General features: G+C 62.5%; 12 protein-coding genes. All 12 read right to left on the bottom strand.

Going from position 1 to position 12,697, the window contains the following annotated elements; translation table 11 throughout:
- A complete protein-coding gene (locus ACNI3R_RS12535; RefSeq protein WP_426183757.1) occupies positions 1 to 1,146 on the bottom strand; it encodes a glycosyltransferase family 4 protein in 1,146 nt (381 codons plus the stop codon).
- A gap of 20 nt (positions 1,147 to 1,166) precedes the next feature.
- Complete coding sequence (locus ACNI3R_RS12530) at positions 1,167 to 2,387, bottom strand: N-acetyl sugar amidotransferase (RefSeq protein ID WP_426183755.1); 1,221 nt, start codon at positions 2,385 to 2,387, stop codon at positions 1,167 to 1,169.
- An 11-nt stretch (positions 2,388 to 2,398) separates the two neighbouring features.
- Positions 2,399 to 3,034 (bottom strand): imidazole glycerol phosphate synthase subunit HisH, encoded by a 636-nt coding sequence (gene hisH / locus ACNI3R_RS12525; protein ID WP_426183753.1) that lies wholly within the window; start codon positions 3,032 to 3,034, stop codon positions 2,399 to 2,401.
- Positions 3,031 to 3,789, bottom strand: coding sequence for an imidazole glycerol phosphate synthase subunit HisF (hisF, locus tag ACNI3R_RS12520; protein ID WP_426183751.1), 759 nt, complete (start codon positions 3,787 to 3,789; stop codon positions 3,031 to 3,033). The genes hisH and hisF overlap by 4 nt, the downstream gene beginning before the upstream one ends.
- Entirely contained in the window at positions 3,786 to 4,484 is a 699-nt protein-coding gene (locus ACNI3R_RS12515; protein ID WP_426183749.1) for an acylneuraminate cytidylyltransferase family protein, read from the bottom strand. The genes hisF and ACNI3R_RS12515 overlap by 4 nt, the downstream gene beginning before the upstream one ends.
- Positions 4,484 to 5,638, bottom strand: a complete 1,155-nt coding sequence (gene neuC / locus ACNI3R_RS12510) for a UDP-N-acetylglucosamine 2-epimerase (RefSeq protein WP_426183747.1) — start codon at positions 5,636 to 5,638, stop codon at positions 4,484 to 4,486. The genes ACNI3R_RS12515 and neuC overlap by 1 nt, the downstream gene beginning before the upstream one ends.
- Complete coding sequence (locus ACNI3R_RS12505; RefSeq protein WP_426183745.1) at positions 5,631 to 6,659, bottom strand: N-acetylneuraminate synthase family protein; 1,029 nt, start codon at positions 6,657 to 6,659, stop codon at positions 5,631 to 5,633. Before ACNI3R_RS12505 ends, neuC begins: the two co-directional genes overlap by 8 nt.
- A 70-nt stretch (positions 6,660 to 6,729) precedes the next feature.
- Entirely contained in the window at positions 6,730 to 7,998 is a 1,269-nt protein-coding gene (locus tag ACNI3R_RS12500) for a hypothetical protein (RefSeq protein ID WP_426183743.1), read from the bottom strand.
- Complete coding sequence (locus tag ACNI3R_RS12495; protein WP_426183741.1) at positions 7,995 to 9,044, bottom strand: glycosyltransferase family protein; 1,050 nt, start codon at positions 9,042 to 9,044, stop codon at positions 7,995 to 7,997. Before ACNI3R_RS12495 ends, ACNI3R_RS12500 begins: the two co-directional genes overlap by 4 nt.
- Positions 9,045 to 9,049: 5 nt before the next feature.
- Positions 9,050 to 10,423: a hypothetical protein gene (locus tag ACNI3R_RS12490; RefSeq protein WP_426183739.1), complete on the bottom strand. Its 1,374-nt coding sequence runs from the start codon at positions 10,421 to 10,423 to the stop codon at positions 9,050 to 9,052.
- On the bottom strand, positions 10,416 to 11,759 hold the full coding sequence (locus ACNI3R_RS12485; RefSeq protein WP_426183737.1) for a lipopolysaccharide biosynthesis protein: 1,344 nt from the start codon (positions 11,757 to 11,759) through the stop codon (positions 10,416 to 10,418). Before ACNI3R_RS12485 ends, ACNI3R_RS12490 begins: the two co-directional genes overlap by 8 nt.
- 31 nt (positions 11,760 to 11,790) lie before the next feature.
- Positions 11,791 to 12,684, bottom strand: coding sequence for an alpha-1,2-fucosyltransferase (locus tag ACNI3R_RS12480; RefSeq protein WP_426184193.1), 894 nt, complete (start codon positions 12,682 to 12,684; stop codon positions 11,791 to 11,793).
- Between the last annotated feature and the right edge of the window lie 13 nt (positions 12,685 to 12,697).

The raw sequence follows: 12,697 nt of genomic DNA, 5'->3' as shown, positions 1-12,697 counted from the left end.
TCAGCGGGCCCGAGCTGAGCCAATGAGAAGCGAAAAGCTGTCGTCGGCGCATCGGGTCCAACTCATCTCGCGAGCCTTGCCATGGGCCTCGCGTGCGATCCGGTCGCGCAGTTCGGGCGCCTTTACGAGGCGGACCAAGGCGGACGCGAGCGACGTGGCGTCCTCCGGATCGAAATGGACTGCGGCCTCGCCCGTGATCTCGGGCATGGGACCGCGGTCCGACGACAGGATAGGCAGGCCGGCGGCCATATATTCGAGCAGGATATTCGGGCAGGCCTCGCAACTCGACGCGAACAGGGCGATATCGGCGGCCTTCATCTCCCGATCGATCTGATCGAAGGGGATCGGGCCGGCATAGCTGATCCACCGCCCCGCCTTGTCGAAGCGCTGCATCAGCCTCTTCAGCCCTTGGCGTCGTGCCAGACTGCCGGGGCCGACCAGCCGCAGCCGCAGGTCGCGGCCGCTATCCTGCCGTGCGCGCGCCACGCCGGCGATCACATGGTCATGATGCTTGTACGGCTCGATCGGCGACACATAGAGAAGGGTGAGCGGCCCGTCCGATGATCCGCTGCGGGCATCGGGGGCCCGGTGGAAGCGCGGGCTGACGCCGTGCGGAATGACGGTGATGCGGTCGGAGGCGATGCCCTCCACCGCTTCGATCATCGCACGTGCGTGTCCAGACAGCGAGATCACCGCATCGGCCCGCCGAAAGGTCGATCTCTGAGTCAGGTGCAGCAGCGCCAGTCTGAGTCGTTTGAGACTCCACCCATAGCGCGCGCGCTCGGCCAACTCGAAGGGCAGCATGTTCTGCGACATCGCGACGAAGGGGTGGAAGCTGCCGAAGAAGCTGCCACCCGGCACCAGGAGGACGTCGCAACCGGCGCGCCGCGCCTCTCTGGAGAGGCTGGCGATCTGCCAGAAGCTGCGGTGAAAGACCGTGGCATTGCTCAGCGACCGGATGGGGCGCGGTTCGATCCAGGGACGTTTGGGCAGTTTCTCCAGCGTGTCGGGGCAGCCCCAGACGATGATGGTCGAGAAGCCGTGCCGCGCTGGATCGGACGCGCCGAGCAGTTCGATCAGATGCGTGCGGCCGCCACCGCCGAGCAGGTTGATCGCGTCGATGCCGATACGGGGGGTGTCGGTCATGTCGAAGTCGCCGCTCGTCCTCAGCCAGCCGGGTCTTCGACGACATGGCGCAGCTGCCAGCCATTGCCGCTCTTCTCCCACAGATGCGGCGAGCGGAAGCGGTCGACCGTCTCCCAGAATTCGGGATCGGTCATGCCGACATAGTCGAGGAAATCCTCATAATATTTCGCCGGAAATTCCTGATCATATTTGCGGACGAGGTGGACGCCCTCGGAGCGGGTGATCTTGCCGTTCCGGATCTCCTGTGCGGCGTCATAGGTCGCCCGGCCGATCCCGAATTTGATCAGGGTCGTGAAATAATGGAACATGTCGATCTTGTCATCGATGCTCGAATATTTCGAATAGGTGCCGGGCGTGCGCTCGGAATTGGCCTGAAAGCCAGTGTTCTCGACCGCATAATAATAGCATTCCTGCGGGTCCCACTTCAGATAATAGCCGAGATAGTGGACCTCGATATTCTTCTTCTCGAGCTGCTCGGCCGAAGGCGGGATATAGGGCGCGAAATCGTTGATGGTGAAGCCATGGTCGCGGATGATGTCCGCCACCGGCACCCCGCCCAGTCGCATCTCCAGCGGGTCCTGCGTGCTGAAGAATTTGCGATCCATCGTCGGCACATAATTGTCGTCGGGGTTGTTGCCATATTCGGCCTGGTTCTCGCCATACATGACGAGCGGGATATCGAACTTGGCAGCGATCGCAGGGCCGATGATCCGCTGGCCGACGATGAACGGCTGGAAGGGGTGCAGAAGATTCTTGAAGGCAAGGCTGGTCAGCAGCCGGTGCAGCTTGCCATTCGGAGTGAACAGCAGATTGTCATGCCCGCCGACATGGCTCCACGCCTCGAAATTCTTCCAGCCGATGTCGGTGTAGAGATGCGGCGCCCACGTCACCGTCAGCGGGTTCATGCCATAGCGATATTTGAGCATGTGCGAGGTGAAGGCGCTGTCCTTGCCACCGCTGCCGGGCACGACCACGTCATAGCCGCCGTCGGTGCGCCGGAACTGGTCAAGCAGCGCGACCAGCTGGTCCTCGCGCTTCTTCCAGTCGATCCGGGCGTCCTTGACCTCATGATAGCGGCACGCATCGCACACGCCGTCCTCGTCGAAGCCGATCGTCGCCTTCTTCTCGTCGGCCTTGTGCTTGAACTCGACGGTCGAGCTCGGGCGCTGGTTGGAGATCACGCATTTGCGGCAGAAGACCACCTCGCTCGGCAGGCCGTAAAAGGCTTCAAGGCTCGACATCGATTGACCCTTCAAGACAGGAAGTTGCGAAGCAGGCGGAGCCCGGCGGGACCGCTCTTCTCCGGATGGAACTGGGTACCGATCACATTGCCCCGGGCGATCACCGCCGCGAAGTCGTGCTGGCCGTAACGGGCGGTCGCGATGGTGGCGGGGCTGTCGCCGGCGACGGCGAAGGAATGGATGAAGTAGAAGCGCGCAGCTTCGTCGATGCCGTCGAACAGCCGCTCCGCTGGAGTCGGAGAGGCGGCTCGGCGGACCGGCAGCCAGCCGACATTGGGCAGGCGCTGCTTGTTCTCCGCCAACGGATCGTCGAGCTTCGCGACCTGTCCGGGCAAGATCGACAGCCCGTCCCACTGCCCGAACTCGGTGCTGCTTTCGACCAGCATCTGCATGCCGAGGCAGATGCCCAGCAGCGGCGTGCCGTCGGCGGCGGCATCGCGCACCAGCCGGTCGAGGCCTGTCGCCTGCAGCGCCCGCATGCCTTCGCCAAAGGCGCCGACACCCGGCAGGATCAGCTGGGGGCAAGTCGCCAGCTCGGCCGGATCCGCACTGATGCACGGGTCTGCGCCGATCTCGATCAGCGCATTGGCGACGCTGCGCAGATTGCCCACGCCATAGTCGATCACACCCACCCGCATCGCCGTCATGCCGCGCTCCCCGTCAGGCAGCTTTCGACCTCATCGCGGATGCGGGCAACGTCGGTACGGCCATAATGCAGGGCACCGGCGACGGCGATCGCCGAGGGATGCGTTTCGGCAAGCAGCCGGTTCACGTCCTTGGCCCCGGAATAGCCGCCGCTGACGATGATCGGGCGGCTGGTCGTCTCTTCCAGGGCGCGGGCGAGGGCGACGTCGAAGCCCCTGCCCGTGCCTTCCTGGTCGATCGAAGTCACCAGGATCTCGCCAACACCCGCATCCTCCAGCCGGCGGGCCCAGTCGAGCACGTCATGGCCAGACGGCTCGCGGCCATTGTCGATATAGGCGGTCCAGCCGCCGCCCGCGCGCTTGGCCTCGATCGAGCCTATCAGGCATTGCGATCCGAACTTGCCGGCAATCTGTTCGACCAGCGCGATGTTGCGGATGGCGCCAGTGTTGATCACCACCTTGTCCGCGCCCGCGCCCAGCGCGCGCGACACGTCGTCGATCGTCCGCAGCCCGCCGCCGATCGCGATCGGCACGAACACGCTGCGACAGGCCTGTTCGATGATGTGGAACAGGTTGTTGCGGTCGTAGAGGCTGGCGACCGCATCCATGAAGACGATTTCGTCGACGCCCTGTTCATAATAGCGCAGCGCGAGTTCGTTGGGATCGCCGACCTTGCGCAGCCCTTCGAGATGGATGCCCTTGATCACATGCTCGTTCTTGACGTCGAGCCGGGCGATGATGCGGAGCGGCGAGCTCATCCGCGCGACAGCTCCGCACCCTGGGCCTGCAATATGGCTTCCACCCGGTCGAAATCCTCCAGCGTGTCGATGTCGAGTGAACGTTCGAGCGGCATCGCGACCGCACCGATCGATCGATAGGGCCATCCCCCGGCCGCCCGGAAGGCGGCGGCGGTGAAGGCATAGGCCGCGCCATTGGGGCGGCCTGTCTCGGGCAGGGCCTGGCGGTTGGTGAAGCAATAGGCCGGGTCGGCGACCGGGCGGAAGGCGTCACCGTCGAGGATCCCGAACTTCAGCTGGCTGCGATCCACCGGCGCCACCGCCATCGTCATCGCGAAGCGGCCCGAGGCATGGAGATCGAGCACCGCGCGCAGGTCGGCGTCGGACCGCAGCGGCGACGTCGCCTGGAGGAGGAGCAAGGTCTCGGAATGGAGGTCGAGCCGGCCGATCACGTCGCGCACCACGTCGAGCATCGGGACGGTATCGCCGGCCAGATCGGCGGGACGGCGCAGCACTGTGCAGCCATCGGGCGCCGGTTCGGCGAGGATCTCTTCGATGTCGGTCGTGACGATGCAGCGTCCGGCGACGCGCAGCGCCTGCCGCACCGCATGGAGGTAGAGCGGCACGCCGGCGAGCGGGCGCAGATTCTTGCCGGGCAGCCCCTTGGAACCGCCGCGCACGGGCACCAGCCCGATGACGGGAGGCGCAGTCGCCATCAGAGGGCCTCGTCCACGAAATATTTCTGCATGGGCACCGCCCAGGTCGCCGGCTGGGCCAGCAAGGCGGCGAAGCGTTCGGCGGCCGAACCGGTGCCGAAACCGGTGTGGCGCGGATAGCGGCGGCCCCATTGATCGGCGAGGAAGGCGGCGATCGCCTCGCGGTCGAAGGCGGTGCAGCCCTGGACCGAGTCCGCGCAGGCGCGGTTCGCCTGGCGCGATCCGATGTCGAGCGAGGGCAGACCCAGAAAGGGCGCCTCGCGCACACCGGCGCTGCTGTTGCCGACAATCAGCCTGGCGTTGCGCATCAGCTCGGAGAAATAGGCGAAGCGCATCGATGGGAGCACGCGGAAGCGGTCGCGCGGCAGCCGCGCGATGACCGCGTTGATCGCGTCCGACCCCGGATCATTATTGGGCAGGATCACCACGAAATAGCGACCCGAGGCCTCCAGCGCCCCGAACAGCGCCTCGGCCTGCGCGCCGATGCTGTCGGCTTCCGAGGTGACGGGGTGGAAGACGCACACGCCATAGTCAGCCGATGCGATCTCATAATAGCGGAGCACTTCGGCGAGATCGACGCCCGACGGCTGGTCGTGGATGTCGAGTTCGGGCGAGCCGATGACATGCACCGCGTCGTCCGCCTCGCCCAGTCTTACGACCCGCCGCTTGGCCTCTGCCGAACTGACGAGGTGGATGCGCGACAGCTTGGTGTTGCAGTGGCGGAACAGCTCGTCGATCGTCCCCGAAACCTCGCCGCCCTCGACATGCGCGCACAGCACATAGTTGGTCGCGCAGACCAGCGCGCAGGCCAGCGCCTCGACCCGGTCGCCATGGATCACGACGAGGTCGGGCTGCAACTCCTTCAGATAGTCCGAGAATCCGATCACGGTCTTGGCGAGGATGATGTCCTGCGGATCGCCCTGGCGCTGGTTGATGAACTCTACGACCTCGAAATGGCCTTTGCTGTGGACCTCGGATTTGGTGAGGCCATAGCGTTCGAGCATGTGCATGCCGGTGACGAAGAAGGTCACGCGGTGCCCCTGCGCCTTGGCGGCCAGCGCCAGCGGCTCCATCTTGCCATAATCCGCGCGCGTTCCCGTGACGAACAGGATGTTGCGCGCCGTCATGCCGTCGTCGCCGTTTCGGTCAGTCAAGATCGGACCATGTCAGCTGGGTGTTGCGCGTCACCGCGCGGTTGAGCCGGCGGCCGATCAGCGCGTCGAATTCATAGGCCGGTATCTCGCCATTGCCCGGTCGCCGCGCCCAGATGTCGGCTTCGGTGAGGACGGTGCCGGCTTCCAGGTCGCGGTCGGCGACGATCGATCCGCGAGCGAAGCGATAGACGTCTTCCTCGGGCGCGGTCCGCTGCTTGGGATTGTGGAGCGCGGTGTGGATCTCGCGCGAGCGGTCGATCAGGTGGCGCAGCTCAGCGGGGTCCATCGAGCAGGCGATATCGGGGCCCTTGCGATAGCGGCTGTCGGTATAGTGCCGCTCGACGATGCAGGCGCCCAGCGCCACGCCGGCCAGCGCCATTTCCGGGCCGATCGAGTGGTCGGAAAAGCCGATGATCGCGTCGGGAAAGGCGGTGCGCAGGTCGGTGATGCCGCGCAGCGACACGATCTCGGGTGGCGAGGGATAGAGATTGGTGCATTCGAGCAGCGCGAAGGGAACGCCGCTGGCGCGCAAGATGTCGACAGAGGCGCCGATCGAGGCGATCGTCTGCATGCCGGTCGACAGGATCACCGGTTTGCCGAAGCGGGCGATGTGCCGGATCAGAGGAAGGTGGTCTGCCTCGCCCGATCCGATCTTATAGGCGAGCACGCCGATCGATTCGAGGAAGTCGGCAGCCTTGCGGGAGAAAGGCGTCGACAGATAGATCAGGCCCAGACTCTCGGCATGGGTCTTCAGCGCCACCTCGTCCTGCGCCGACAGAGCGCAGCGGGCCATCACCTCCCAGATCGACACATCCGCATTGGGCGGGAAGATCGACTTGGCCTCGTCGGTCATCTCGTCGTCGACGAAATGGGTCTGGTGCTTGACGCATTCGGCGCCGGCCTTGGCGGCAAGCGTCACCATCTCGCGCGCGACGTCGAGGTTGCCGCCATGGTTGATCCCGATTTCCGCTATCACCAGCGGGGGATGGTCTGGGCCGATAAGTCGATCGCCTATGCGCATCTCATACCTCTAAACGAAAACCGCGCCTGCGGTTGTGACCTGCGCCACGCCTGTCCTGCTCCGGGCTTGTTCACGAAATCGCGCGCCGGTCCAGCCCTTGCAGGATATCGGCGACACGATCGGGCATGGCCGAGGCGGGAAGCGGCTCCGCAAACTCGTCCAGCCAGGCACGGTGGGCGACCGGATCGATCGGCTTCTCGATGTCCGCAGCGATGCCGTCGAGCCGCTCGATGGTCTCGACCGGGACAGAGCCGGGGTAGCGCGTGAACAGCCGGCCATGACCGCGCCCCGTCAGCTTGCCGCAGCTGATCAGGAACAGTGGCAGGCCCAGCATCGCCGGCACTGCGCCTGCCGAGGATGGCTCGGTCATCGCACCCGAGGCGGCCCGCAGCCCGTCGACGAAGTCTCCATTGTCATAGACGCGGTAGCCCGCCTCCGCGATCGCCACCGAGAGGCCCGACCGGACCGAGGCCGGATGCGGCTTCACCGCGAGGCGATAGCCATGCCGCGCGATCGCTGCGGCGATGCTGTCCAGATGCGCGATATAATCCTCGCGCGAGGTGAAGCGGATCGCATAAGCGAGCAGGCCGGTCTCGATATAGACGATCTCGCCATTGCCCGGCCGCCCCAGCCGGCTGCCAAGATCGTTTGCCTGCAGCCCGAATTGCATGAAATCGGGATTGCCGACGGCGAAGATGCGATCGTCGGGAAGGTGATATTGGCGCATCTCCGCCATGTCGCCCTTCACATAGACGCAGCCCGCCGTCGTCCGCACGTCGGAGGGCAGGGCCGCGCCAGTGCCCCCGGTCAGCCGGCTCCTGAGCTCGCGCCCGAACTCGATCCAGTCCGCCGACCCCCGCGCCGTCGTCGCCAGCGCGCCGAGATAGCGCGGCATGATGTGGCGCAGGTTGCGATAGAGCTTGCCCGCATAGAGCCGCAGGTCGTTCCACGGGCTGACCTCGAAATTGACCTCCTCCATCATCGGCGGAGCGGCGCAGTAGATGCCGTGGAACAGGTGCAAGGTCGGTATGTCGAGCCGGCGGGCATGGCGGATCATCGCCTGATGCGCGAAGGCGCGCGTCGACAGGAACAGCAGGCAGGCCGGGCGCTCCTGCCGCAGGATCGCGCCGAAGGAACGACGCCCATAATAGCGGATGTCGCGAACCAGCACGCCGTCGCGCTCCACCTCGACCGGCTGGTCCATGTCATGGCCCCAGGAGCCGAGGTGGATCAGCATCAGCCGATAGCCACGCGCGCGCAAAGCGGGGACGAGCCGCGCATAATGGGGTAGCCCCTCGGTCCAGCCATCGAAGGCGAGGATCAGCCGTTCCGCGCTCATCCCGCCAGCCGTCCGCGCACAAAGGCTTCGACCTGCCGCGCGCGATCGGCGATGTCATGGCCGTCTGCAGCCAGGCGCGCGGATGCGGCAGCCACCATCCGCGCCCGCAGCCCCGGCTCGTCGCGCAGGCGCCGGCAGGCCGCGACCAGCTCTTCGGTCGATGAAAAGTAGAGCGCTTCCTCGCCCTCGCGAAAATGGCTGAGCGCTTCCTCCGAGCGTTCGCAGACGAGCGCCCCGCCGGCAGCGACGATCTCCAGCGGCCGTTCGGTCCAGCTGTCGCGGTTGAGGTGCGAGAAGAAGCAGAGCCCGGCCCGGCTGTCGCGATAGAGCCGCCGATAGCCCGCCCCGAAGATCGGATCGGCGGGCAGCAGATGTTCGAGCCCCGCCGCATGCAGCGTGGCGCTCCATCCTGCGCCATGCACGGCAACGCGCAGGCCCACCGCGTCGAGCGCCCGGATCGCGTCGAGCCGCCCGTCCTGCTCATAATGGCCGAGGAAGGCGGCATCGGCGATAAAGTCCCCACTGCGCGCAGCCTGGGTCGCTTCCGCCCCCAGTCGCACCCGGTCGAGCGCGGGCGGGCAATGCTCGACATGGCGCGCGCCTGCCGCCCGATAGGCCTCCACATTGTGCCGGCGATAGACGAAATGCGCGTCATAGGCGGGCAGCGCGCGGCGGAAGCGGCGGTGCAGCCCGGCCACGCGGCGCGGCGAGAAAGGGTCGTCGTTGAAATAATCGGTGACGATCGCACCGCCGGCACGGATCGCCTCTATATCCTCGCGGGTGAAGGCCAGCGGTAGACGGAAGTGCACCCAGGCCGGCCGCTCCCGCCGGCACAGATCGACCAGCGCCGCCCGCATGTGTCGATGCGCCGCGCCGACATGCAATCGCCGCGCGATCCAGGTCAAAGGCTTGGGCCCGCTCACTGCGACATCCGACCCGAAAGGGATCACGCGCCAGCCCAGCCGCTCGAACGCGGCGATCCAGCCGCTGTCGCGATCGGGGCCAGCGGAGAGGGAGCCGACATAGATGAGGGTGGCCGGGGTCATACCTGTCAAGGGCCTTCAGCGCCCGTGGCGCCGAAGCCGGTGATCGCCATCAGAATGTTCAGTGCTGCAGCCACGAGGACAGCTATAAACGGCGAAACCTGATACTTTCCGCTTTTCGATATCAACATAAGATAAGGGAAATAGATTAGAATGTAGGAATGAAATCCGGTTGCCCCACCAAATATTGACGCCGACATAATTAAACCAAAAATTACGGTGTTCCGCATTTCTATATCTGGACTTCCGTAAATTTCAGTCCATTTAAGGGCTATAGACAGAAACAAATGCAGGCCGATAAGAGAGGACCCTATGTGCATTAAAAATAGCGGCCAATTTCCGCCATATATAAAATCTACGAAATAGTCTGCTTTGTACCAAGGGAAGGGCGATAGTAGAGCAAAAAGTAATTTGAGAATTTGGCCGATTATCGGTACGGCTACGAGATAACCCATGCTGCCGGTGCCGGCCATTGCGACCCCTTCGCCATAGTCCCGCAATTTTAAAAGAAGGAAGGGGCCTAATGTAATTGCTCCGACTAGGGCGGAGCTTAGTCCAATAAGCGATGTACTTACTTTGCCTTCAGATCGTCTTATAGCAAAAAATATGACAATAAAAATGATCACCGGCGCCATTAGCACTGATTTGGATATAATTATCAGAACTATAGCAATCGCCATTGTGCAAATTTTTGACAAAGAAATAGACTTTGTTATTGCCATGAAGCAAATATAGAAAAGGAGTATTGAGAAAAAAGTAACATAATGCCGAGTTGGTGCGACGCCCAACTCAAAGAAAGATGGCCCAAGCAGAGAATATAATATAATTATGTCTAGATTTTCATTGGAAATGGAATTCCATGTCTTGGCAAGGCATGCGGCGACCGATAGCAGAATTGCATGAAATGCAGATTGCCAGAGGTAGTAGAATATTGGTTCTGGTTTTTCCGAAATTTGGTCGGGTATCAAGTAAGTAGGAATTACACCGAAGCCTGCCGTTTTGAATATTCCAAGTAAATCTCCGCGTAAAATCCATGAATCATAATTAATTGTTAATGTTTTTGTATCGAAAAATTGAGAAATAACTTGTTCGTATGCTGGGCCATCACCCTGATCCAAAAAACTCTGAGAATAAAAGAATGAAAAGAACAATATCAAAAAAGGATGAAGAAGGATAATTGATTTCCATTTGCCTGTCAGGGTCAAAAATAGAACCATGCAAAATAGGAAATCGACCGTGATAAAAAGTAGCGAAGGTAGATCAGAGAGAAAAGCACTGAGTATCACACTGGCAGCGATGGCTAGGCCAAGGGCGAGCATGGGAGATGTGCTAATACCTCGATCATCTAACCGTGAGTCGAAGCTTTGGATATTATCAGACACGGTTGTCTACCCTATTTGGCGATGGCCTTGGATGCTGCGGGGTACGGAAAACCAAGCCTGCCATTCCGCAGAAATAACTCAACGAAAAGAGGAGAGATGCCCAGACTATACCCGGCAAACCGTACTGCTCTGCGAGCCATAGATTTAAGCCTACTCCCAGAATGGCAGTGCCGATCTTTATGGGTATCGTGCTTCTGACCGTCATGTCAGAGTAGGTTTTCAGTGATAAAGCCTGTCCTGCAGCAAAAAATCCGCTGGAAGCAACCATAGGCGGCAGAAAACGTGCCGCATCCCGATAGTTTGCTGCGACCAAGAGCGAAAACAACCAATCTCCGGCAAAAGTGGCGACAGTCGCGCCGATAAGGCTTCCGGCAATAATGGTGCCCACAAGTGTCCACGTCATGCGCGACACTGTCTTGTTCCGTTCCGGGTCTGTAGCGTCGCCAGCCTGCTGAAAAAGGATTGGCCCGAGAAGAGTTGTCAGCAATCCGCTTGCTAGGAGTATCGGAGCATAGCCCAACTGGTACACAACCGCGTAAGTCCCGACCTCGGCTGAGCTTGTGTACGCTTGGAGAGCCCATCGGTCAGACGCCATCTGCGCCCATGTAAATATGCCCCAAGTCGAAAAGGGCCAAGCATATAGCCACAACCTATGGGCCCATTCTTGGACGTCCTGCTCGGATGTTGCCGGGCTGATGGGATCAGGCGGCAACCGACGGGTCAATGCCTGCCACTGGAGCCCCGCCATCGCGCAGGACGTAGCGCAATAGCACCACAGGATCGCAGTACTCGTGGATGCTCCCAATACCCCAACGATTGCGATGAGCGCCATCTTCAAAATGGTGTCCATGATAGTCAAACCGGCAACGAGAGACCGTTGTCGCGCGGCGTTCTGCACCCCGGTCAGAGCGGAGTTGAACCCACTGGTTACCGAGAAAATCACCGAAGGAATCAATATCAGGATTAGTTCGCTGCGCTGAAGGGCCGCTAGCGCTATAAGCGCTATGAGTGCTAGCCCGAAGGTAAAGGCCGAGGCTTTGGCGAATAAGCGTTTGGAAGCGCTGACATATGCCGGAATCGCCTTCAGGTCGTGGGCGATCGACCAGTGCCGGTTGACGGAAGCAATGAGTCCTCCGGTTATGGTCTGGTTCGAGAGGCCGACGATTGTCAGTGAGAGGGCGAGCTTGCCATACTCGTCTGGGGCTATGAACTCGGTCACGAGCCGAACCGACAGCAGAGACCCGACAACCGATGCAATATTGCCAAGAATGACCCACAACGTCTCGAGGCCAATGCTCTGCATTTTGCGTATCGACGTGACGAAAAGCGACATCATCAATCGACTGCAGCCATCACCATGCCCCGCCTCAGAACCGCGACCATCGCCGCGGTACGCTGTCGGCGTTGATGAAGTTGGCGGCGGCGGCGATGATGTGGTCGTCCGCAGGGGACAGGGCTTCCGACAGCCAGGCGCCCCACCAGTAGAAGCTGCTGTTGGTGATCACATGGTGACGGCAGCGTGTCATCAGCCACAGGCTTTCGAGCGCGTCGGCATAGCCTTCGTCGCCGGTCACGTAGATCGGCGCGGAGGGCGTCTTCAGCTGGGCGAGTTCCGGCGCGCGATGACTGCAGAAGATCAGATAGGTGGCGTCGGGCGCGCGGGCGTGGATCGTTTCGATCGCGCCGTTGATCTCGGCCATCGCCTTCAGCCGGCCGGTGCTGCTGTGCGCGCCGGGGTCGCGCGCTTCCTCGTACAGGCGGATGCCGATCGCCACGCCCGGGCTGTGTTCGAGGCGCCGTGTCAGGTCGACTGCGGCCCGGCGTTCGGGCGGTGGGGGCGCAAGCTCCGCCGCGAGGCGAGCGGCGCAATGGTCGAAGTACAGCGGGCTCTGCCAATAGCCACTCATCCACACATCGCCCGACAACGGGGCGGACAGCAGGCCAGGGTCATAGGCGCGGTCGGACGCTTCGGTGCGGAAGCGCGCGGCGCTCGCAAAGGTCGGCACATGCGCGGCGCGTCCGGGGGCGATCCGCTTGCGAACTGCGGCCCGGATGCGACGGGTCCAGAAGGGCAGCCGTTCAACCGGTGATGCGAGACGGGCCTCGATCGGCAGGCGGCCCAGTTCGTAGCTGCGCCGATATTCGACGTCGCGGACGAAGCCCGACCAGCTGTCGACCACGAGCTCGGCACCATGGCGATCGGCCAGCCCGCGCGCGGCGGCATATTGGAAGAGCTGGTTGCCCAGCCCGCCGCTCAACATGGTCACGACCTTG

This window comes from Rhizorhabdus antheiae (assembly GCF_049889055.1).
Classification (GTDB): domain Bacteria; phylum Pseudomonadota; class Alphaproteobacteria; order Sphingomonadales; family Sphingomonadaceae; genus Rhizorhabdus.
This window is presented reverse-complemented; position numbering and strand designations above follow the sequence as displayed.